The sequence below is a fragment of the Haemophilus haemolyticus genome (genome assembly GCF_003493685.1).
GTDB lineage: Bacteria > Pseudomonadota > Gammaproteobacteria > Enterobacterales > Pasteurellaceae > Haemophilus > Haemophilus haemolyticus_O.
In genome coordinates this window covers 132,176-154,408 of sequence record NZ_QQJW01000005.1, presented here as the reverse complement: position 1 = coordinate 154,408, position 22,233 = coordinate 132,176, and the positions used below count along the sequence as shown (strand labels likewise).

Here is a 22,233-nt window from a genome sequence, read left to right as displayed (position 1 = left end):
AATAAAAAAGTAAAATTTAAATTCAGTTTTCTCTATACATATTTATTAAGTTATCCCTAATCCGTTCAGCAAACATACCGATGCTCAACGCAAAATAATTAGATTTATTCCAATCTAAAATAGTACGGAAATTATTTGAAACTAAAAATGCTCTGCCCGCTTCGCGATCAGGGCGAACTAACCAAAGCTGAGCATTTTCAAGTATACTTAATTTTGCTTGCTCCTGTGGATTTATGCTTTTTAAAATTAACCCCATAGCTTGCCAATCTTTCAAAGAGCGAGCTTTATTGCTTTCTGTGCCAGAATAACTCAAATCAATAGGTTGCGTAAGCATCACCTCTACGCCCCAAGGCAAAGTATTATCCCAGCCTACTGTATGCAAATAATTGGCGATAGAAGCGAAAGTATCAAACTGGTTTTTCCAAATATCTTTTACGCCATCATTATTTCCATCAGCCGCATAACGTAAGAAAGTGCTTGGCATAAACTGAGTTTGTCCCATCGCGCCCGCCCATGAACCTAACATACGTTCACGTTGAATATGATCTTTTTCAAGCATTTTCATGGCTGAGATAAATTCTTTCGTAAATAATTTTTCTCTACGACCTTCAAAAGCCAAGGTTGCCACGGCAGAAAGTACATCATATTTGCCTTGATAATGCCCGAAACTACTTTCCATTCCCCATAACGCAAGCAAATACTCCTGCTGAACACCATATTTTTGGCTTGCTTTTTGCAATGGCACTTGCACTTCCCAATAACGCTTAGCCGCGACATTCACTTTATTTTGAGTCAGCACTCTATTGAGATAATTGCTCGTGCCATTCGGATTAGGCACTGGAGGGGAATTAGGATCTCTTTTACGAATTTTACCGGCTTGTTCACGATCTAAATCTACTGCCTTTTGCATATAGAGAATATTATTTTGAGCATTTAATACCGATAATGACACGCCTTCAGCGGCTGCTTTACCTTTTAAAAATTGAACATAATCATTAAAATTTTCTGGTGTTCTTTGCTTAGTATAACTGGTGCTATTGACCACTGGCTTAATATCAGACGAACTAGAACAGCCAACTAAAAAAAGTGCGGTGGATAATGCAGAAATTTTAAATAACATATTCAATTTCATCGGATTTCCTATTTACGTAAAAAAGTTTGATAAAAGTTTTTCAATAACGAGGTTGGCAATAAACGAGAACCAAAGCGCAATGCAAAAGTAAATAATCCAGATAATAATCCTTGAATTCCCAAACGATATTTTAATTTAAACAAACGCCATTCTGCCTTGGCTTGATTGACACCACGGCGACGACTCACCATGCCATTTCCTACTCGAGCATAAACTAAAATATCAGGCAAATTCGCCACATATAAACCTTGTGCAACAAGTTTGATCCACAAATAATAATCTTCTTGAAGATCTTCATATCCACCACAATTAATGACCGCACTTTTTTGATATGCCACCGTCATGTGATTAAACGGACAACGTTTTTGCGTGAATTTGATAATGTCTTGAGCCGATGTTGGCACATTACGATATGTCACAATATCATTTACATTTTCACCAAATTCAGCAATTTGTCCGCCAAAAATAATGGTTTCAGGGTGCTGTTCAATAAACGCTACTTGCTTTTCAAAACGATCAGGCACGCAAATATCATCGGTATCCATACGGAAAACCCAATCATAAGTACAATGCAATAAACCTTCGTTCAAGGCTTTGCCTAATCCTCTATTTTGCGGCAATTTAACTAATTTTAATGGCAGTTTTATTTCAAACTCCGTCACAACAGATTCTAATTCTGGCGTTACTGCGCCATCAAAAACCAATACAATTTCATCTGCTTGACGAGTTTGTGCAACAAGACTTTCAAAACACTCCCGCAAGAATTGAGGGTTTTCTTTAATATATAAGGACATTAGGACTGAAAATTTCATTTTATTTTCCTACATAAACCGTTTTAAATTAATGGCTAATTTTGGCGAAATTAAAATAACCAACGTAATAATGAATTGCTTAATGTTTTTTGTTTTCTTAAAAAGATCAAAATAATATTTCGCTGCTTTACGCGATAAATTCATGATATGGGGATAAGCCAAAATATAGCTCGCGTTAATATCAAAATTACGAGCTTGCTCTACCGTTTTCACATAATGCTCACGAATATAATCAATGGCTTTTTGCGTGTTAGTAGTATCCGTAGATACACTTGAACGTTTGGTATGGAAAGTACAATAAGTTAGAGGTTCATTAATTTTATAAGGGGTAAAACTTGGCTCTTGTAGCAGTTTTAACAAGAAATCATAGTCTTCCAAAGAACGAAGTGCCGTGGATAATCCGCCTATTTTTAAAAACATCTCTTTTTTAATCGCAACCATTGGCATGCCACCAATCTTATTGGCTAACAAAATACGTTCTGTCGAGATTTCTTGAGGTTCAATCGGTTGAGTCACATAAGTAAACCCTTCATTGACCATTTCACACTTAGCTGGATGATAAATAAAATTAATGTCTGGATTTTGCTCAATCACTTGTAATACTTTTTCACATTTTTCCGGCATAAAACGATCATCATCATCGAGAAAAAGTAACCAATCTCCCTTTGATGCACGCGCACCAATATTACGACTTTCTGCTGCACCTTGATTCGTTTCATTACGAATCACTGTAACTGGGAAAGAATAGCGTTGCTCAACGACTACTCTCTCTTTGGAGCAATCATCCACAATAATCACTTCAAAATGGGTCGATGTTTGTTGAGTTAAACTTTCTAATAAAGCAGGCACTTCTGCTTTTCGATTATAAGAAGGCACAATAATGCTTAACATAATTCCTTCCTTTAATTAGCCAAATTTTTCTTAATCGCAAAGATTTTTTTCAATGGATATTTTATTAATTTTTTAAACAAATTATTTGATAAAGATCCACGTATACTTTCTAAATTGCTTATCAATACAGGATTTTCAATAACCATGAGAGGGCGAACCACTTTATTTCTTATATTAAAATCCTGTTCAAAGAGTAAAAAATCATCCGCTAACCAAAATGGTTTGTTTTGAGAAATTTGCTGAATAAATCTTCTTGCAGCTGATTTTTTTATAAGGTACCCCACCGTGCCAGCAAAATAACTTTTATAAGGGAAAGCGTAATTTACATCGCCTGTTTTTTTGCATAAAAAAGAAAAAGTTGTCGGGTAATTAATTTCTAAATCGACATCATTGAAATCATTAATCTTTGATTGTCCAACCAATACAATTTCAGACTCAAGTTTTTCTGCTAAAAGTGCGGTTAAATTTTTCTGAAAATCTTGGTGGAATAAAGCGTCATCTTCGCAAACTAACGCATAGCTATCTTCGGCGATGTCATTGTCTTCAACAATTTTTTGGTACACAGAAAGATGGCTTAATGTACAGCCTATTTCGCCCTTAGTGACATCACGTCCATAATGTGCTTTAAATTGTTCAATATTAAAAATAGCAGCTAATTCATTCCAATCTTTTTGCATAGTATTAATGGCAGAAAAAATTTGGAAATCCTCAGTATTTTTTTGAGAAAAGAATAATTCCCGACGTTGAATATCTTTATCTAAAGAGATCAAATATTTTTTTAACATAAAATTATTCCTTATAAAATCGCTTTCCATTCTTCAATAATTTTCTCAATGCCATAATCTTCACTCATTAAACGAGATTTGTCTGATATTTGTTGATAAAGTTCAGGATTATTCATTAATAAATCTAAACCATTAACCATTTCTTCAATATTATTTTGTTCACAAAGAAAACCATTTTCTTTATGTTCCACTAATTGCTTTACGCCCGGAGAACAATTAAAGGCAACAATAGGCAAGCCAAATGCCATCGCCTCAATAACGACTAAAGGCAACCCTTCTGTTTGTGAAGGTAAACAATAAATTGAACTGCTTTCATAATAAAAAGCGACATCATTGGTACGAGGAATAAAATTAACTGAATCTTCAATATCCAATGCTTTAGCAAGATTTTTTAAATTATCTTCTTCCTCACCCGATCCCACTATTTTTAAATTCCAATCTGGGTGATCTTTTGCTAAAACTTGCCAGGCTTTTAATAAATAATCAAAACCTTTATAAGAAAATAAATGCCCTACAGATAAAATGGTTTTATTTTCCCATTTTGCTAATTTATTCTTTGGCAAAAGTGTATTTGGATTAGCAATACTGATTATATTATTCGTTTTAAATTTTTCTTGCCACAGCGTTTTTTCTGACTCGGTTAATGTGACGACTTTATCACATCTTGTTGAAGCTAAATATTTACCGAGTGTACGAACTAAACGATTCCCAGTAAAGTTAAAGGAATAATGTTCCCATAAAATATGTTTTATATTTAAATTCACCAATGCCAAAGCTGAAAAGAGCATAATCGCACCATCAACCACAATTAAGGTATCCAGCTGTAATTCTTTAACCAATTCTCTTAATTTTTTTGTGATAGAAAAATAATCTTTTTTCAATGAATAGGGCAATTTATTCATTGCGTAAATATTAATTTTTTCATCGACTTGGAAAAAAGGCTTGTTACCGCCAATGCTAATAAAAGAAACATCATATCCCTGTTTAGCAAGAGCATTAGCAACATTAATGGAAACACGCTCCGTTCCACCCGCACTTTCGATATTCATAATAAAGAAACCAATTTTTTTCATCTTAAATTTCCTTATAAATCGTTAATCCAAGGTCTGGAAATGAATCGTAACAGAATTGCCATCTTGGAATACTCGTTCTAATAAAATGAATTTCTACATTAGGATGACTTAATAAATTAAATGCAACAGAACTGAAGAACGTGTAAATAATCACCTTTTTATTTGCTAAATTCTTAAATACGTAATCTTCAAAAATAAGTTCTGATTCAACATAATTTACCCCTTCCACTCGGTAATCTTCTGCTGGATGAGGGAAATAATAGTCAAAAGGAATTTGTTCTTTTAACTTTTTAATTAATGAGATGTTTTCTTCTTTTGTATTTAATAATGGTTGCCCGATAAAAAATGAGACCTTACCATCTATCTCACAATCTATCTGATTATCCCATAAAGATATTGCTTCAATATTGGAAACAATATTTTTGTAATTAGGATAAACCGTATAATGTTTTTTTATTTTGTTAAATAATTTATGCACACTATATCTATCGCCAATAAAGGCTTTAATCAGTTTATATTTAAATGTGTCAGGCTCTCTCAATAAATTAGGATGTGGGAAAATATTATCTGAGCCATCATCAAAGGTATAAAGCTCTTTAAATGAAACATGACTAAGATAAGTTTGTAGCCATAATGAATTAAGATTGGCGAGAAAAACCTTATCAAAACCTTTATGTGTAATTTTATTCTTGAGCTGGCGCATTAACTTGAGAGAATCGAAACCTTTTAGATCTTTTCCCGTATCAATGTTCATCGAATCACTACAAACCTCTGCTAATTTACTCGCGTACAAGGTTCTTTTTTTATCCCATACACCACCAAACATGACGCCAAAGAATTGCTCGTTAGGATGTAATTCAATGATTTTTCTCGCAATTAATACTTGCAATGGTGTGCAACAAAGAATGAGATTCATAGGGTTTTACTCACTTTAGATGTCATAAAATAAAGAATAGGAATAATGGAAAGCGAACCAATAATCCCAGCATAAGGAATATATTTAATTTCTGTAAAAGTTAAAGCCACAAGGCTCGCCACATAAATGATTGTAGATAAAACGGAACATTGGGAAATAAGTTTATTTTTTCCATAATAAAAAAGATAATTAACTAAAATTAAATAAGGAATACTTAATGTGGTCGAAATTAAAAATAAAATAAAATAATATTTCGTTCCCACAAATTGACTACCTAAAATCCAAACTAGCACATCTTCAGGAATAATCCACATGACTAAAGCAGGAATAGGTATCAGCAAAAAGGAAAATAACGCCCATTTATGTAGCTGTTGAATTACTAATTTTTTTTGTTTTAAGGCTTCATAAAAATAGGGAATAATAGCTTTATTAAGTGCTTGAATCGCAATAGAAACGACCAAAGCAAGTTGAGCACCCATTGCATAAAGCCCTAAATCTGTTTCACTGAATTTATGATAAATAAAAATACGGTCTAACTGCCCTTTTAAGAAAAAGCTCGCATGATGCAAAATAAGCGGAAATCCAAATCCTAGAATATAAAATAATGCAGATTGATAATGTTTAAATTGATATTTTTTAGATGTCGCACTCTTTCTGTAAAGAAAATAAGAAAAAAACCAGACGACTAAATTACTCAATAAAATTGCCAAAATTCTTTTTTCAACAAGATCATTTTGATAATACTCGAGCAATGCGATGGTAAACACCGCACCAGTGACTGTGAGTGAAAATTGAATAAACGCATAGGACCAAGCCTTTTTCTGACATTGTCTTACACTTAACTGAACATTTAAAAAAGATTGGAAAATTGAGGAAAGTGCAGCATAAAATAATATTTCAGACTGAACAATCCAACAACCAATTAAAATAATACTGCCAATTATCGTGGTATAAGCATAGCCGGTATTCACTACTAAATTTAATGAACGTTTTCCGTAAAAATAAAAATAACGGGAAATGGCGCCCTCTTGAGTTAAAGAAACCACAATTAAAAATAAACTTAAAAAAGTTTGATAATAAGAAAGTGATCCATACCCTTCTACACCCAATTTACGCGATAAATAAGGCAAAAGTAAAAAAGGAACTAACTTTGACGATAATTCCCCAACAAGGTAAATGACACTGTCTTTAAAAACTTTCATAAATATAACCGCACTTTTGATGAATTCGAGCGTTTGTTTATCAAAAAATAAGAGGCTTATTTTAACAAAATCAACATGGACAAGCTATGACTAATCATTATAATGAAACCGCTCTATATCAAGGAATCAAGGATCTTATCTATGTTAGAACTAGGAAAACTTCTTACCGCACTTATCGCACCGCCTCTCAATACCTTTGTATTACTGATTATTGCAGCGATTCTTTATCGTGCTCATTTCAAAAAATTAGCCAAATTTATTGCGCTTATTAGTTTCACTTGGCTTTATGTCATGAGTGCGCCTTTTACTGGTTTATTGCTAACAGATAATGATGATTCTCCAGCCCTTACCCTAGATGACTATAAACAAGCTCAAGCCATCGTGATATTAGGCGGTGGATCTTACCCAACCAAAGAACTGTATGCAGAAACAGCTTCTGGCGCACCGCAACTAGAACGTTTACGTTATGCGGCATTTTTACAAAAAGAAACAGGCTTGCCTATTTTAACTACTGGCTATTCTTTGATAGGCATTTCTGAAGGCGATTTAATGGCGAAAGAACTTAACCAATTCTTTAATGTGCCAACACAATGGATCGAAAATAAAGCCCGTAATACGGAAGAAAATGCCAGTTTTACTAAAAATATTTTAGTGAAAGATCATATTCAAAAAATTATTTTAGTAACAAATCAATGGCATATGAAACGAGCCAAATACCTTTTTGAAAAACAAGGATTTAATGTACTTCCGGCTGCAGCGGCAAGCTATGGTAGCAAAGGAAATCTATCTGCAAAATCTTTTGTTCCTGACTTAGGTGCATTGAATAGCAATATGGTTTTATTAAAAGAGTGGATTGGTTATTGGAAAGCCCATTACGCACAATAATTTGCTTATAAAAACGAATCTTCTTTGATGAAAATCACAGCTTGCACATATATTTTCGGTTACCATAAAAACCACTCAATTCGATGTAGAGAATAAGTTATGAACGGAATTGAATTACGCATTAAAGGCAAAGTGCAAGGTGTGGGATTTCGCCCTTTTGTGTGGTTATTAGCAAATGAATATGGCCTAAAGGGTGATGTAAATAATGATGGGCAAGGAGTGTTAATTCGATTTGCAAATCCAGAAAAAGATGCGCTTACACATTTTTTAAAAGATTTACAGGAAAAACTACCGCCTTTAGCACTGATCACAGATATTCAACAAGGTGAAAAACACTGGGAAAATCTACCGCACTTTACTGAATTTGTAATCCGAGAAAGCGAAAACAATGCGATGGACACACAAATTGTGCCTGATGCCGCCACTTGTCCCGCTTGCGTAGAGGATTTATTCAATCCTGAAAATCGTCGCTATCACTACCCTTTCACTAATTGCACCCATTGCGGGCCTCGTTTTACGATCATCAAAAAAATTCCTTATGATCGTAAAAATACATCGATGTCGGATTTTCCTTTCTGCCCAGATTGTGAACATGAATATAAAAATCCAGCTGATCGCCGATTTCATGCCCAACCTAATGCCTGCCCAGTTTGCGGCCCGCATATTTGGTTACAAGATAGCGAACATCAACTCGCAACACATCAAACGGCCTTAAAACAAACCGCACTTTTGCTCAAAAAAGGGAAAATTTTGGCAATCAAAGGGATCGGCGGTTTTCATTTGGCTTGTGATGCACAGAATTTCGATTCGGTTCAATTACTGCGAGATCGTAAACATCGTCCAAGCAAACCTCTTGCCGTCATGGTGCCAAGTTTGGATTTTTTACAAAATTTAACAGAAACCGAAATCAAACTACTCACTAGCACAGCTGCACCAATCGTTTTGTTACAAAAAAATAAGGTGTCCAATCTCGCAGAAAATATCGCCCCGAATCTAAATGAAATTGGGGTGATGTTACCGAGTAATCCATTACAGCATTTGCTTTTACGTGAAATCAATCAACCGCTCGTCATGACATCTGCCAATCCTAGCGGCGAACCACCTGTTTTAGATAACGAAAGTGCGGTGAAAAAATTGAATTATTTGGCAGATTTCTCTCTTTGCCATAATCGCGATATTTTGCAACGCGCTGATGATAGCTTAGTGAGAGCCTCTTTTGATGGTGTAGAAACGCTACGCCGAGCACGTGGCTATGTTCCTGATGAAATGCTATTGAAAACGGAAAATACAAAAAATATCTTAGCGTTGGGTTCTGATCTTAAAAATACATTTTGCCTACTAAAACAAAATAAAGCCGTTGTTAGCCAACATATTGGTGATACCGCTAATGAACTTGTGCAACAACAATTAGAAAATAATATCGACTTATTTTGCCAAATTTATCAATTCAAACCGGATTTAATCGCGGTGGATGCACACTCAGGTTACTTTTCTTCAAAAACGGGGAAAAGCCTCACAAAAAAATTATCGGTACCTTATGTGGAAGTTTTACATCATCACTCACATATTGCTGCCGTATTGGCAGAACATCATTGTCATGAAAAAGTCATTGGTCTTGTCTTAGATGGTATTGGAATGGGGGCTAACGGGCAACTCTGGGGCGGTGAATGTTTATTAGTGGATGGTGAACAATCTCAACATTTAGGTGGATTGCCTGCCGTTGCTTTGCCTGGTGGCGATCTTGCCGCCACCCAACCTTGGCGTAATTGGCTTGCTCATCTTCAAAAATTTGTACCCAATTGGCGTGACATCGCAGCTAAAAATTGTTCAGAATTGCCTTGGGAACCACTCTCCAATGCTATTGAACGTAATCTTAATTCTCCCCTTATTTCATCAGCTGGGAGATTATTTGATGCGGTAGCTTATGGATTAGGTATTGTGGGTGACAAACTCTCTTGGGAGGGAGAGGCTGCTTGTTATTTAGAAGCGCTAGCCACACAATCTGACTTTATCAAAGATGAAAAAAGTGCGGTCAATATTCAGGTCAAAATGCCAATCAAAAATAATCAATTGAATTTAGCCACATTTTGGCAAAATTGGTTGGCTTACGATGATTCAAAAGAAAACAAAGCATTTATTTTCCATTATGCTCTGGCAAAAGGTTTTGCTGAATTAGCTTGTCAGCAAGCCAAACGCCACAATTGCAAAACCATTGTACTTTCAGGCGGTGTAATGCATAACCAATTATTACGTCGTTTATTGAAACAAGCGCTTGCAGAATTTAATGTGTTAAGTGCACATCAATATCCAATGGGAGATGGCGGATTAAGTTTAGGGCAAGCGATGATCGCATCAAGATTGTCTGGCTAATGCCAAATTCATTTTAGCAAATGTTGCTTATTAACATATAAAAAAACGATCGCAAGTTAAGCGATCGTTTTTTATGAATGAAAGCAATTACAATCGAGTAATTTCGCCTAAATCGCCCCCATCCTTCAAAAATTCATAGAAAAATTCTACCGCACTTTTTACAGCTTCACTCATCGAAAAACCAAAGGAAACAAGATCGGGCTGGATACCAATAAAAATAACCTCAGGAATATCTTCCTCTAATTGTTCGATTAAAAAATTAAGTGGCAAATTATGAGTGCTGACGAAGAACATTTCTGCAATGAGTTCTTTATCGATAATACGAATTTTGCCAACCGGCAGTTCCATTTCTGTTGCATCAAAGATAATTAAACGCTTTGGTTTCATGGCACGGATCTGGTGCACAATATTTTCTGGTGCTGAACCTCCATCAAGTGCGGTCCAATTTGGCAACGGATTTTCACTACAAAGCTGAGCAAGATAAGGACCAGCCCCATCATCGCCCATCATTGTGTTACCAACAGTTAGGATTACATTTTCATTCATCACGACGTTTCACCATAATATACATCACAGGTTCACGCTGGATGGAAGCAAGCGTGTCCATTAAAATATCGACCCATTTTTGATGTTCCGGCGAAAATTTGGCTCTATTTTCATCAAGTGCCTTAGCCAATAAATTCACATGACTTGAATCAATCACAATTTCGCCAAATTTCATTAAGCCCGCAAACTTACGTTTTGCATCTCCTTCAGGGAAGGTATCGACAAAATGTTGATAATCTGCATAATCACAAATTAGCAATTTTTTAAAGCAATCAATCACGCCAACGTGGTGGCCAATCGCAAGAGAATAATACATTACTTGCTTGGCTTGCTCTGGAACTTGCTCATCGTTTTCAACAAAACGCTCATTGAGTAAATAGAAAAAAACTTGGGTTGTCATGGTACGTCCTATAAAACTTGTAAAATAATAACGTAATTTCTTCGCTAATCAATACTGCCAAATCTCCCCTTACCCCTCTTTGCTAAAGAGGGGAATTTTTCTTTAGCAATACAGTATCTTCTCTCTCATTTTAATTTTCTGTTGTTAGTGCAGAAAACTAGATTGAAATTGACCGCTCTTATTCCTCTCTTTGCTAAAGAGAAGATTCTTCTTTAGCAAGAAAGTATCTCTCTCATTTTAATTTTCTGTTGTTAATCCAGAAAACTAGATTGAAATTGACCGTTCTTATTCCTCTCTTTGCTAAAGAGAAGATTCTTCTTTAGCAAGAAAGTATCTCTCTCATTTTAATTTTCTGTTGTTAATGCAGAAAAGTAGATTGAAATGGACCGCTCTTATTCCTCTCTTTGCCAAAGAGAGGATTCTTCTTTAGCAATAAAGTATCTTCTCTCTCATTTTAATTTTCTGTTGTTAATGCAGAAAACTAGATTGAAATTGACCGTTCTTATTCCTCTCTTTTCTAAAGAGGAGATTCTTCTTTAGCAATAAAGTATCTTCTCTCTCATTTTAATTTTCTGTTGTTAATACAGAAAACTAGATTGAAATCGACCGCACTTATTCCCCTCTTTAGCAAAGAGGGGTAAAGGGAGATTTGGCAGAAATCAAAACGGAGCTATTAGTTTATTTATCAATCGTTAGACTATCCCGAAAACGGCATACTAATTGCATGTAATCGGTTTACGATTTCACTCAAACGAGGATCCGCTTCACGTTCCAAAAATTCGCCAAGGCGAACTCCAAATGGAACCTGATCTTTTTCAGACATCATACTCATAAATTGATTAGCAATGTCTCCACCTTGTCGATACCCTGCCAAACGACGTGCTTCACGTTCTAATTCCACACGTAAATCTAATGGAATATTTGGGAAACGTAATTTAGCCTCAGCATTAGGATCGGCAATTTCTTGTTTACCTTTGAGTTTTTGATCAAGTAAACCAAGTGCCATTGCAAAACCATAAATAGTCGCCGCTGGAGTTGGAGGACAACCGGGAATATACACATCAATTGGTACAATTTGATCGCTACCGCCCCACACGCAGTACAAGTCATGGAAAATACCACCACCACAACCGCACGCTCCATAAGAAATACAGATTTTTGGATCGGGTGCAGCTTGATAAGCACGCATTGCAGGTGTACGCATTGCACGAGTTACCGCACCAGTAAATAATAAAATATCCGCATGGCGAGGTGATGCAACAACCTTAATCCCAAAACGTTCAGCGTCAAAGGTTGGTGTAATGGTACTAAAAATTTCAATTTCACAACCATTACAACCGCCACAGTCAACACGGTAAACATAAGCGGAACGTTGAATATTTTTCAACAAAGTTTGTTTCATTTTCGCAATGTTTTCATCCACACTAAATGGCGTTGAAATACCATTCACGGGCATTGGGATTTGTGTGTTCATCTTGCAATCTCCCTAACGTGATCAAATAACGCCAATTTCACGCGCATATTGGATTCCATATCGGCGGTTTTTTCCAAACTGTTTTGGCGTTTACAGGTTGGGCAAGTGTTGAGCACCGCTAATTTATGTTTTACCAGTTCATCGTTATCCAACGTTTGTTTGAATAAATCCACTGCATAATTGAGTTCTTTATGAGAAACAAAAGGTTGACCACATTGATGACAAATCGTGGTAGTGAAAGTTGTTTCTTGATAAAGATCCTGTTTATTGCTGACTGATAATTCAAAATCTTGGCTTAAACGAATCGCTTTTGTCGGGCAAACTTCTTCACAACGGCCACAGAAAATGCAGCGGCCTAAAAATAATGACCAAGTACGTTCGCCTGTTTCAGGATCAGTACGCATGGTAAGCGCATTAGCTGGACATGCCATTGTACAGGCTGCACAAACAATACATTGATCAGAGTTCAGTTCTGGTTTACCACGGAAATCAGGATCAACTTCATAGGGTTTAAACGGATATTTAGTGGTAACATCCCCTGCATTTAATACGGTTTTAAGTAATTTAAACATTGTGCGCCCCCTATTTTAATGGTGAATTTTTACGTTCAATGCCGTAGCGTTCGATTTCTTTGTAAGAAACCGTTTGTGCTTTGCGTTTACGTACATCCACCACTGTCACACGGTCAGTACAAGAATAGCAAGGGTCAAGGCTACCAATGATAAGTGGCGCATCTGATACCGTATTGCCACGCAACATATAACGTAAAGTTGGCCAGTTTGCATAAGTCGCTGCACGACAACGCCAGCGATATAATTTTTGGTTATCGCCAAGCATTGACCAGTGAATATCTTCACCACGCGGCGCTTCCGTGATACCTAAGGCAAAACGTCCAGGGGTGTAATTGAAACCTTCAGTGATAATCGCACCCGTTGGCAAGTTATCCACCATATAATCAATGATATTCATGGATTCAAATACTTCATTTACCCGCACTTTCACACGAGAAATCACATCGCCACCTTGTTCGGTGAACATATTGAATGGTACATCGCCATAGCCAGAGAAAGGGTGAATTTTACGCACATCACGTGCGAAGCCGGAACCTCGAATCATCGGTCCGACTGGGCTGAAATCACGCGCAACTTGACGATCAAGCACTCCTACGCCCACAGTACGTTGTTCCATATTTGGCGTATTGAGTAAAATATCTACCAAAGTTTTAAGCTCTTCACGCATTTCTGCAATAAGCTTAATGCATTGTTCACGTTGGTGTTTCAACATATCGCGGCGTACACCGCCGATTAAGTTAATACCATAGGTTTTACGCGCACCAGTAAGCACTTCCGCAAGTGTCATCGATTTTTCACGAACACGGAAGAATTGCATAAAGCCAGTATCAAAACCAGTAAAGTGGCTAGATAAACCTAAGTTCAATAAATGACTGTGCAAACGTTCAACTTCCAACAAAATTGCACGAATCCATTGTGCCCGTTCAGGAATTTGAATACCTAACGCATTTTCGACAGAGTTAGCATAAGCAACGCTATGGGTAAAGCCACAGATACCGCACACACGGTCAGCCAAGAAATTGACTTGATCGTAATCCATTCGGGTTTCTGCCAATTTTTCCATACCACGGTGTACATAGAATAAACGGTAGTCCGCATCAATAATATCTTCCCCATCGACAAACAAACGGAAGTGTCCCGGTTCATCTGATGTAATATGGAGAGGGCCGATAGGCACAATACGCGCTTCACCTTTTTCGTTAATAAACTCATAGGTTTCCGTTGCCGTAGTCGGATCTGGACGCAAACGGTAGTCCATCGAATCTTTACGTAATGGATAAAGATCATCTGGCCAGTCATCAGGTAACACTAAACGACGTTGATCGGGAAGACCGACGGCCTTTAAACCGTACATATCGAATAATTCACGTTCGCCCCACACCGCCGCTTTGACTTTCGGTGTCACGGAAGGAAATTCGAGTGTAACAGGATCTACGAGTGCTTTAATCGTCACAAAAGTTTTGACGACACCTTCCATAGAAAGCACGTAATAAACGGCATAATGACCATGAATTGAGCGTTCATCGTTACCAAAAACTAATGGCAACCAGCCTTCATGTTGATAGTAAAGATATTCCACCACATCAGGTAACATATTGGTTTTCACCGTTAAAGTGACTTGATTTAGTGTAGACCACTCCTCATCTAAAATGGTATTCGGAAATTTTGCATTAACGGCTTCAATATAATTTTTGCCGAGCATTTTTACCGGATCGACCGATGTATTTTTAGTTAATTCCATTTTTTCCCCCAGTTGTCGATCATTTCGCTAAACTTTGCCAAGGTAAAACTAGCATATCGCCAAAGGACACATGTTCAGATCCAAGCACAATTCCTACCGCACTTTTTAGTAACTGCAAGATTGGCTCTGCAATATGGATACCCATTACAAACATTAACAACAATAGTATGGCCATTGCCGCCAAAGAGACTTTACTGACTTCGCCTGCTTCCACATTATCAGGTTGTTTGCCAAGCACTGTTTTTAATAGCATTAAGGCAAGTCCTGCAAGCACGATAGTGAGTAAAATTAAGCATAAAATAACTAACCAAGTTTTACCCGCTGTAATCCCTGCGACCACAACACTAAATTCACTCACAAATACGTTAAATGGAGGGATACCGCCCAATGCCAACGCACCACCTGCGAAAAGCACTGCACTCACTGGTGCAACACGCCATAATCCACGCACTTGATTCATATCACGGGTTTTATATTTCAATAGAATATTACCCGATGCACAGAATAATAAGGTTTTCGCAAGACTGTGGTTGATGGTGTGAAGTAAACCTGCAAATACCCCAATTGGGCCACCAAGACCAAAAGCGAAGCTGATTAAGCCCATATTTTCGATACTTGAGTAAGCAAGCATACGTTTAATATCAAATTGCACGATGATAAATAACGCCGCCACAAGCACTGAAAGTAAACCAAAGATCAACATTAAAGTTTGTGGAAATTCTGCGCCAACCGCTTTTGAAACTAATGTGTAGTAACGCAACACCACAAGCATTGCACAGTTTAATAACACCGCTGATAAAATTGCACTCACTGGGCTTGGTGCTTCACTGTGTGCGTCTGATAACCAAGTATGCATTGGAAATAGACCGCACTTCGTGCCGAAACCAATCAATACGAAAGCGAACGCGATATACATCAACATTGGGTTTAAACCAGTGGCTTGTTGATTCACGGCTGACCAGAAAATCGCTTGGCTTGGATCGGCAAGCACGCCATTTGCATTAGCAAAGGTTAAAAGTGTGCCGTATAAACCAAACGCGACGCCCACAGAACAGATGATGATGTATTTCCACGCGGCTTCAAGGGATGTTTTTTGTTTGTAAGTACCGACCAAAAACGCGGAGCTTAATGTTGTCGCTTCAATGGCAACCCACATTAAAATCAAGTTATTGGTGATAACTGACACAATCATCGTAAAGAAGAATAAGTGTAAGAAACCGTGGTAATGAGCATAGGTTTTAAAATCAATATGCCCTTCTTCCAATTCTGTGTTCATATAACCGATGGAATACACACCAGCAAGTGAACCCACGACAGCAATTAATCCTAAGAAAATGGCAGAAAGACTATCAACATACACCCAGTTGTTAAATGCACTGATACTGCCTTTTTCCAACACGCCAGAAATGACTTGTACGGAAAAGAACAACATCAAAATTAACCCGGTAATATGGAATGCGGTACAAACTGTCCGATTTTTTGTTCCGCGTAGTGCAAAGCTTTCAAAAGCGATGACTAAAGGTGCGACTAATAACGCAATTATCCATTGTTCATACATAGCGTTACCCCTTCAAACTCATAAGTTGTTTAGCATCAACAGTGTTGAAAGTGCGGTAAATTTTATTCACCAACACCACCATAATGATGACCGCAAAAATCGCATCGGTGGCAATGCCGATTTCAACTAATTCTGGCGCATTGTTGGCAAGTAAAGCCAAAGTTAAATGCGCACCGTTTTCCATTAAACAATAACCGAAAACTTGCTTCACAATATTGCGTTGACTCACAATACACACTAAACCTAAAAGGAAGTGGCTAAGTGATACTGACAACGCTGGTTTTAAATGTTCAACTAACGGTAAGTTCACTGGAATGACAACAAAGTAACATAAGCAAACGATGATAGATGTGATCGGGATCAACCAAGCGACATTCATTCCTGCAGGAGTTTGACTTTCGTCAATTTTTCGTAAAGAAAAGATTAAAATTCCTGGCACTAATAATACTTTTGTGATGAATGCACTAATGGACCACATATAAAGTTCGTGAGCTTGCATTTCAAATGCCAAATAAACGAATAACACCACCAATACAAGAGACTGTAAGCCATAGCACAACGCGGATTTTTTTGCGGTTTTTGCCATAATGACACAAAGCGATGTAATGATGAGCAAACTCGCTAATACATTGATCATTAACATAATTCTCTCCTTAACCCGCAAGGCCTAACCAATAGGCAGCGATAAAGCTAGAACACACAGACATCACCATTAAAATCACTAAAACAAATGTCATAGAGAATGGCAATGGTTGCGCATTTTGCACGTCTTCAGATGGTTTACCGATAACGCATTGACCAAATTTATAAAGCAACCAAACAAATGTTGCCGTAGATTCAATCAACGCAATCACCATTAACCAAGTTACCCATGAATATTCTTGTCCAAGGTCAAAACCTGCGGCAAATAATGGGAATTTACTGAAGAAACCGTTAAATGGCGGCACACCAGCAATAGCCAATGCGGCAATACCAAATCCAGTACCGACAACAGGCATGGTGCGCATAATCCCTTGTAAACGAGGCATTGAACGTGTACCAGTGGCATAACTCAATGAACCCGCAACTAAGAAGAATAAACTTTTCGCAAAGGCGTGGTTAAAGATATAAGCAATCGCTGCAACAAAGGCTAATTTAGAACCTAATGCTGCAAGAGAAAGCCCAATGAAAATGTAAGAAAGTTGAGTAATAGTTGAATACGCAAGTAAGCGTTTTAAATCCGCTTGTGGCAAATACATTAAGAAACCATAAATCAATGTAATCATTGCCATCACAATTCCCACTTCACCCACAATGTGAGGAATTTCACCAGCAGACATCACGGAACGAGCAAAAATATAGACGCCCACTTTTACCATTGATGCTGCGTGCAAATACGCACTGACCGGTGTTGGCGCTTCCATCGCATTTGGTAACCAAATTTGCATTGGAAGTTGCGCTGATTTACCCCATGCAGCAAACATCACGCCAAATAACACGATAGTTTTCGCTTCTGGCGCAAGATGTTCTAACGCGGTGATAGAGAATGTGCCAGATTGGCTAAATAAATAAGCCGCAGCAAGATATAAACCTAATGAACCGACGTGAGTGATAATCAACGCTTTCATCGCAGCCGCCATTGCTTTTTGGCTTTGATAATAGCTGATTAATGCCCAAGAACATCCCCCAGTGATTTCAAAGAAAAGCAACTGACCAGCTAAAGTTGATGAATACACCAAGCCTGCCATTGCACCTATGAAAATCAATAAGAAAGCATAAAAACGAGGTAATCCGTTATGCGGATGTTCACGGTTTTTATCGGTTAAATAACCACAAGAATATAAGCAAATTAAGAAACCTAAACCCACAACGGCAAAGGCAATTAATGTACTCACTGCATCTAAGGTCACGCCGAAGATTGCGGTATCACCAAATTTGACTAAATCATAGGTGACAGATTGTGCGCCATTTGCATACCACTGCCCCGCCACAGCAAGTGTGCCAAGGGTAGCAAGTGCGGCAAAAATGGTGGCAATTTTTGGGAAAGATTGTTTGTTCAACCCCACAATAAACGCACCGACAAACGGCAAAATGATTGTAATTAGTGCTAAACGTTCCATATTTCCTCCTTACAATCCTGTGAAGTAAAACACAAACGCCAACACTGAAATGCCGAAACCGACCACAGTTAAACGTCCTGTTAGCATAAAGCGAGTACGTGCCAATGTGTTTTCAAATACACATGCGGCGATAAATACCACGAGCAATTTCACAAAGAAAGAAACGATACCTAAAATGACCGCACTTACCGTGAACTCTTGTGCTGCACCGAATGGGAAAAGCACGCTCACAAAGATAGAGGCAACCACCATTGATTTTAAACTCAAACCGACTTTCAATAAGGCGAAAGACGGGCCTGAATATTCAGTAAGTGGACCTTCTTGAAGTTCTTGTTCTGCTTCAGCCAAGTCAAATGGAATTTTGCCCATTTCAATAAAAATCGCAAAAGCCGCGGCAACTAAGGCAATTACTGTTGCAACGGGATATTGCCAAGGTTGGCTAGAAAGTGCGGTGCTAATCACTGCAAAATTTGTAGAACCTGCAATTAAAGCAATCACAATAAATGCCAACATCAAGATTGGTTCAACAAGTACGCCTAATGTTACTTCACGGCTTGCACCTAAGCTTGAGAACGTACTGTTGGAATCCAAACCCGCAATTGAGAAGAAAAAGCGGAACAACGCGAACAAATAAATAACGGTGATTAAATCACTGCCTGCCCCAAAAGGTGAGTGATGAGTAAACATGGGTAAACTCATCGCAACCACCATGACTGTGCTAATTAACACATAAGGCATAACACGAGATACCCAACCCGCATTATCTGGCCAAATATTTTGACGCGTCATTAATTTAGCAATGTCGCGATAATCTTGTAACAAGCCCGGGCCACGACGAGATTGAATACGAGCCCGAATCATCCGTGAAATGCCTGAAAAGAGCGGTGCCAAAGCAAGAAGAATTAACGCTTGCACAATGGCTAAAAGGAACATTCCAGCGGAAGTGGAAATTTCTGAAGGTAATGAAATCATAATTTCCTCCTACATCAACGCAATGGAAAGTAATAACACAACCAAGGCAATCACGAAGTACACGCAATAAACGCGGAAGTCGCCTTGTTGTAGCCATTGAATTTTACGACCTAACCACGGGATAAAATGCGCAATCGGCATTGTTACTTTTTCTTCCCAGAATGGTTCTGTTTTGGTCGCACCTGAAATTAATGCATTGATACCTTTTGCACCAGCAGGCGCAGGATCGAGCACTTGACGCAAGGTATAAAGTGGTTTGAAGATAATACGGAGCGGACGAGTAAAACTACCCGCAGATGCTGCCATATCCATTTCGTAAGCATAACCACAAGCCCAAGGATTGCCTTTTGCACGATCTGCCATACGATTGCCTTTAGTGTAAGCGTAATATATAAACGGCAACACAAAGAATGCAATCAACATAATACTCACCATTGGTGTAGAAAGCACAGTATTCGGTGTATTGCTTGCTACCACTACGCCATTTTCTGCTAAATTAAGCATTTCATTATGAGAAAGTGCGGTTGCAATATTGGCAATAATTGGAGTTACCACAGAAGCACCCACGCCTAAAAGTACACAGAATAATGCCAAGATTGCCATTGCAATCACCATTGGTTTTGGCACTTCGCGTGCATGTGCTGCTTTTTCGCTGCGTGGTGCACCACCAAAGCTAATACCATACACTTTCACGAAACAAAGTGCGGCAAGTGCACCTGTTAAGGCAAGCATAATGATTGCAACAGGGCCAGCGATACGCAATACCACATCATTGTGTTGGCTTAGGCTGAATAAAGATTGATAAGTAAACCATTCACTCACAAAACCGTTAAACGGTGGTAATGCAGAAATTGCCATGGTACCAATCAAGAAACAGAAAGCAGTAAATGGCATTAATTTGCCAAGTCCGCCCATTAAATCCATATCTTTTGAATGTAAACGGTACATCACAGAACCAGCACCCAAGAACAATAAGCCCTTGAATACTGCATGGTTAAGTAAGTGATATAAACCGCCAAGTAAACCGACAATAGCAAGCACTGGATTATGAATAGCCATACCGATCATACCGACACCAACACCCATCATAATAATGCCGATGTTTTCTACGGTGTGATACGCCAAAAGTTTTTTGATGTCATGTTCAGCTAAAGCATAAAGTACGCCAAGCACAGAAGAAACTGCGCCAAAAGCAAGCACAATCACACCAAACCACATATTGTGTGCGCCAAGTAGATCAATACCAACTTTGATAATCCCGAAAATACCGATTTTAACCATCACACCAGACATCATTGCAGAAGCATGAGAAGGCGCAGCTGGGTGAGCTTTTGGTAACCAGCTATGCAATGGAATCATCCCTGCTTTTGCGCCGAAACCAAGAAATGCCAAAATAAATACCGTAAAGGCTAAAGGCATTGAAAGCTCGGTGTGGCGGAAGGCTTCAAATTCAAAGCTGCCTGCGTAGCAATAGAAAATAAAGAAAGCGATCATAATCAACACAGAACCAGCGTGAGCAATGAAGAAATACAATAAGCCCGCATTGGTTGCGTTGTCGTCTTGTTCGGTCAGTACTAAGAAGTAAGATGCCAAAGACATCATTTCAAAGAACACTAAAAAGTAGAAAGCGTTATCGCTGGTGACCAAAGCAACCATTGAGGCGATAAACAAATTCATAAAGAAACCCATCGTGCCAGCGCCTTTTCCAATGTATTCTTTCACATAGGAAAAGGAATAAAGTGCGGTGATAATAACCATTAAAGAAATTACACACACCATAAACGCAGCTAATCCGTCGATGCGGATTGAAAATTGGGCGAAGTCGAAAGGGGTTGAAAACACATCAACGACCGTATCGTTGCTGATAAGCACGGGAATGCAGGCAACAATGCCTAACAAGCCACCAAGTACACCGGTCACGCCGGATATATTGATTGAAAGTTGTTCATTTTTTCGCACAGCGAGAGAAATAAACGCACCAACGACATAAATCAACAAGGACGTGATGAGCAAACTGATTGAAGAACTCATAATTTCACTCCATTGATTAACGAGTAAACAAACAATAAACTTTTATCTTGGCACGACAGGAGAACCCATCATTGCCATTTCGCGTTTTTTGCGATTTGCTTGTTCGATACTCTCATCACTAATTAAGAATAAAGTTTTGGTTGGGCAAGTTTGCATACAAGCAGGACCTTCTTCACGGAAATAGCAAAGGTCGCATTTCACTGCGATAGCTTTTACACCTGGTTCCCATGCAAGCATATTATGAACATCGGTATTATTCGGTGCAGTGCGAATATCACGTTTTACCGCATCAGTGAAAGAGAAACTGTCGTAGTGGTTTGGTGCGTCTAATGGCGCGCTACCGTGTTGAGTAATCGCCCCAAATGGACAAGCAATGGCGCAAAGTTTACAGCCAATACACAAACCTTCGTTTAATTGAATAGTGTCATTTTCGTGCTTAATTGCATGCACAGGGCATACCGTAGCACAAGGTGAATCATCACAATGGCGACACAAGATCGGCACAGTAATATCGTCGTTACGCATTACTTGTAACCGCGGAAAGGATTGTAATCCAAAAGCTTTGTGTACTTCGCTGCAAGCAGCCATACAGGTATTGCATCCAATGCAATCTTTCGGATCACCTATAACAAAACGGTTCATATTTTCCCCCAAAGTATGTATAGATAGAAACAGAAAGTAGGTGGAAGGCATTACGCCAATACATCACAATAACCACTCTAGAAATAAGGATACTCCTTCGGAGTTACCCCGACTAGAGTAAAACGATTGTTT

Annotated in this window: 20 protein-coding genes; 2 read left to right on the top strand and 18 right to left on the bottom strand. The window is 38.2% G+C overall.

Features of this window, described 5'->3' with window-relative positions:
- Positions 1-22: 22 nt before the first annotated feature.
- Genes DV434_RS06060 through lsgA form a run of 7 tightly spaced genes read right to left on the bottom strand, consistent with a single transcriptional unit; the run spans position 23 to position 6,811 of the window.
- Complete coding sequence (locus DV434_RS06060) at positions 23-1,132, bottom strand: lytic murein transglycosylase (protein ID WP_118784787.1); 1,110 nt, start codon at positions 1,130-1,132, stop codon at positions 23-25.
- 8 nt (positions 1,133-1,140) lie between these two features.
- Positions 1,141-1,944, bottom strand: coding sequence for a lipooligosaccharide biosynthesis galactosyltransferase LsgF (gene lsgF / locus DV434_RS06055; protein WP_192881448.1), 804 nt, complete (start codon positions 1,942-1,944; stop codon positions 1,141-1,143).
- 9 nt (positions 1,945-1,953) lie between these two features.
- Complete coding sequence (lsgE, locus tag DV434_RS06050) at positions 1,954-2,835, bottom strand: lipooligosaccharide biosynthesis N-acetyl-glucosamine transferase LsgE (RefSeq protein ID WP_118784788.1); 882 nt, start codon at positions 2,833-2,835, stop codon at positions 1,954-1,956.
- 11 nt (positions 2,836-2,846) lie between these two features.
- A complete protein-coding gene (gene lsgD / locus DV434_RS06045; RefSeq protein ID WP_118784789.1) occupies positions 2,847-3,620 on the bottom strand; it encodes a lipooligosaccharide biosynthesis galactosyltransferase LsgD in 774 nt (257 codons plus the stop codon).
- An 11-nt stretch (positions 3,621-3,631) separates the two neighbouring features.
- The gene (gene lsgC / locus DV434_RS06040; RefSeq protein ID WP_118784790.1) at positions 3,632-4,693 is read right to left on the bottom strand and encodes a lipooligosaccharide biosynthesis family 4 glycosyltransferase LsgC; all 1,062 of its coding nucleotides are present in this window, start codon (positions 4,691-4,693) and stop codon (positions 3,632-3,634) included.
- A 1-nt stretch (position 4,694) separates the two neighbouring features.
- Positions 4,695-5,609, bottom strand: coding sequence for a lipooligosaccharide biosynthesis sialyltransferase LsgB (gene lsgB / locus DV434_RS06035; protein WP_118784791.1), 915 nt, complete (start codon positions 5,607-5,609; stop codon positions 4,695-4,697).
- On the bottom strand, positions 5,606-6,811 hold the full coding sequence (gene lsgA, locus DV434_RS06030; protein ID WP_118784792.1) for a lipooligosaccharide flippase LsgA: 1,206 nt from the start codon (positions 6,809-6,811) through the stop codon (positions 5,606-5,608). Before lsgA ends, lsgB begins: the two co-directional genes overlap by 4 nt.
- A 141-nt stretch (positions 6,812-6,952) precedes the next feature.
- Between lsgA and DV434_RS06025 the strand changes: the two genes are divergently transcribed.
- Together DV434_RS06025 and hypF are read left to right on the top strand one after the other, a co-directional pair.
- Positions 6,953-7,696, top strand: a complete 744-nt coding sequence (locus DV434_RS06025; RefSeq protein ID WP_118784793.1) for a YdcF family protein — start codon at positions 6,953-6,955, stop codon at positions 7,694-7,696.
- 99 nt (positions 7,697-7,795) lie between these two features.
- Entirely contained in the window at positions 7,796-10,066 is a 2,271-nt protein-coding gene (gene hypF, locus DV434_RS06020) for a carbamoyltransferase HypF (protein ID WP_118784794.1), read from the top strand.
- A gap of 87 nt (positions 10,067-10,153) precedes the next feature.
- Here hypF and hycI read toward each other — a convergent pair whose 3' ends face one another.
- The 11 genes from hycI to DV434_RS05965 all read right to left on the bottom strand — a co-directional run bounded on the left by hycI (position 10,154) and on the right by DV434_RS05965 (position 22,101).
- The gene (hycI, locus tag DV434_RS06015) at positions 10,154-10,612 is read right to left on the bottom strand and encodes a hydrogenase maturation peptidase HycI (protein ID WP_118784795.1); all 459 of its coding nucleotides are present in this window, start codon (positions 10,610-10,612) and stop codon (positions 10,154-10,156) included.
- Positions 10,605-11,012, bottom strand: a complete 408-nt coding sequence (locus tag DV434_RS06010) for a formate hydrogenlyase maturation HycH family protein (RefSeq protein ID WP_118784796.1) — start codon at positions 11,010-11,012, stop codon at positions 10,605-10,607. Before DV434_RS06010 ends, hycI begins: the two co-directional genes overlap by 8 nt.
- Before the next feature lie 697 nt (positions 11,013-11,709).
- Entirely contained in the window at positions 11,710-12,486 is a 777-nt protein-coding gene (locus DV434_RS06005; protein ID WP_005626090.1) for an NADH-quinone oxidoreductase subunit B family protein, read from the bottom strand.
- The gene (locus DV434_RS06000) at positions 12,483-13,058 is read right to left on the bottom strand and encodes a formate hydrogenlyase complex iron-sulfur subunit (RefSeq protein WP_005626087.1); all 576 of its coding nucleotides are present in this window, start codon (positions 13,056-13,058) and stop codon (positions 12,483-12,485) included. Before DV434_RS06000 ends, DV434_RS06005 begins: the two co-directional genes overlap by 4 nt.
- A gap of 10 nt (positions 13,059-13,068) precedes the next feature.
- Positions 13,069-14,799, bottom strand: coding sequence for a hydrogenase large subunit (locus DV434_RS05995; RefSeq protein WP_118784797.1), 1,731 nt, complete (start codon positions 14,797-14,799; stop codon positions 13,069-13,071).
- Between the two features lie 19 nt (positions 14,800-14,818).
- Positions 14,819-16,357 carry a hydrogenase 4 subunit F gene (locus DV434_RS05990; RefSeq protein WP_005634691.1) on the bottom strand — a complete coding sequence of 513 codons (1,539 nt, stop codon included), beginning with the start codon at positions 16,355-16,357 and terminating at the stop codon, positions 14,819-14,821.
- Between the two features lie 4 nt (positions 16,358-16,361).
- A complete protein-coding gene (gene hyfE / locus DV434_RS05985) occupies positions 16,362-17,000 on the bottom strand; it encodes a hydrogenase 4 membrane subunit (protein ID WP_005626080.1) in 639 nt (212 codons plus the stop codon).
- A 10-nt stretch (positions 17,001-17,010) separates the two neighbouring features.
- Positions 17,011-18,456, bottom strand: coding sequence for a hydrogenase 4 subunit D (locus tag DV434_RS05980; protein WP_005631962.1), 1,446 nt, complete (start codon positions 18,454-18,456; stop codon positions 17,011-17,013).
- A gap of 9 nt (positions 18,457-18,465) precedes the next feature.
- Positions 18,466-19,428, bottom strand: coding sequence for a respiratory chain complex I subunit 1 family protein (locus DV434_RS05975; RefSeq protein WP_005631964.1), 963 nt, complete (start codon positions 19,426-19,428; stop codon positions 18,466-18,468).
- A 9-nt stretch (positions 19,429-19,437) separates the two neighbouring features.
- Positions 19,438-21,459, bottom strand: coding sequence for a hydrogenase 4 subunit B (gene hyfB, locus DV434_RS05970; RefSeq protein WP_118784798.1), 2,022 nt, complete (start codon positions 21,457-21,459; stop codon positions 19,438-19,440).
- Positions 21,460-21,501: 42 nt separating this feature from the next.
- Positions 21,502-22,101, bottom strand: a complete 600-nt coding sequence (locus DV434_RS05965; RefSeq protein ID WP_032803273.1) for a 4Fe-4S dicluster domain-containing protein — start codon at positions 22,099-22,101, stop codon at positions 21,502-21,504.
- Between the last annotated feature and the right edge of the window lie 132 nt (positions 22,102-22,233).

Bases quoted from the DNA above. Each gene is read 5' to 3' on its own strand.
- DV434_RS06060 (WP_118784787.1), bottom strand. From the start codon at position 1,132: ATGAAATTGAATATGTTATTTAAAATTTCTGCATTATCCACCGCACTT.
- lsgF (WP_192881448.1), bottom strand. From the start codon at position 1,944: ATGAAATTTTCAGTCCTAATGTCCTTATATATTAAAGAAAACCCTCAA.
- lsgE (WP_118784788.1), bottom strand. From the start codon at position 2,835: ATGTTAAGCATTATTGTGCCTTCTTATAATCGAAAAGCAGAAGTGCCT.
- lsgD (WP_118784789.1), bottom strand. From the start codon at position 3,620: ATGTTAAAAAAATATTTGATCTCTTTAGATAAAGATATTCAACGTCGG.
- lsgC (WP_118784790.1), bottom strand. From the start codon at position 4,693: ATGAAAAAAATTGGTTTCTTTATTATGAATATCGAAAGTGCGGGTGGA.
- lsgB (WP_118784791.1), bottom strand. From the start codon at position 5,609: ATGAATCTCATTCTTTGTTGCACACCATTGCAAGTATTAATTGCGAGA.
- lsgA (WP_118784792.1), bottom strand. From the start codon at position 6,811: ATGAAAGTTTTTAAAGACAGTGTCATTTACCTTGTTGGGGAATTATCG.
- DV434_RS06025 (WP_118784793.1), top strand. From the start codon at position 6,953: ATGTTAGAACTAGGAAAACTTCTTACCGCACTTATCGCACCGCCTCTC.
- hypF (WP_118784794.1), top strand. From the start codon at position 7,796: ATGAACGGAATTGAATTACGCATTAAAGGCAAAGTGCAAGGTGTGGGA.
- hycI (WP_118784795.1), bottom strand. From the start codon at position 10,612: ATGAATGAAAATGTAATCCTAACTGTTGGTAACACAATGATGGGCGAT.
- DV434_RS06010 (WP_118784796.1), bottom strand. From the start codon at position 11,012: ATGACAACCCAAGTTTTTTTCTATTTACTCAATGAGCGTTTTGTTGAA.
- DV434_RS06005 (WP_005626090.1), bottom strand. From the start codon at position 12,486: ATGAACACACAAATCCCAATGCCCGTGAATGGTATTTCAACGCCATTT.
- DV434_RS06000 (WP_005626087.1), bottom strand. From the start codon at position 13,058: ATGTTTAAATTACTTAAAACCGTATTAAATGCAGGGGATGTTACCACT.
- DV434_RS05995 (WP_118784797.1), bottom strand. From the start codon at position 14,799: ATGGAATTAACTAAAAATACATCGGTCGATCCGGTAAAAATGCTCGGC.
- DV434_RS05990 (WP_005634691.1), bottom strand. From the start codon at position 16,357: ATGTATGAACAATGGATAATTGCGTTATTAGTCGCACCTTTAGTCATC.
- hyfE (WP_005626080.1), bottom strand. From the start codon at position 17,000: ATGTTAATGATCAATGTATTAGCGAGTTTGCTCATCATTACATCGCTT.
- DV434_RS05980 (WP_005631962.1), bottom strand. From the start codon at position 18,456: ATGGAACGTTTAGCACTAATTACAATCATTTTGCCGTTTGTCGGTGCG.
- DV434_RS05975 (WP_005631964.1), bottom strand. From the start codon at position 19,428: ATGATTTCATTACCTTCAGAAATTTCCACTTCCGCTGGAATGTTCCTT.
- hyfB (WP_118784798.1), bottom strand. From the start codon at position 21,459: ATGAGTTCTTCAATCAGTTTGCTCATCACGTCCTTGTTGATTTATGTC.
- DV434_RS05965 (WP_032803273.1), bottom strand. From the start codon at position 22,101: ATGAACCGTTTTGTTATAGGTGATCCGAAAGATTGCATTGGATGCAAT.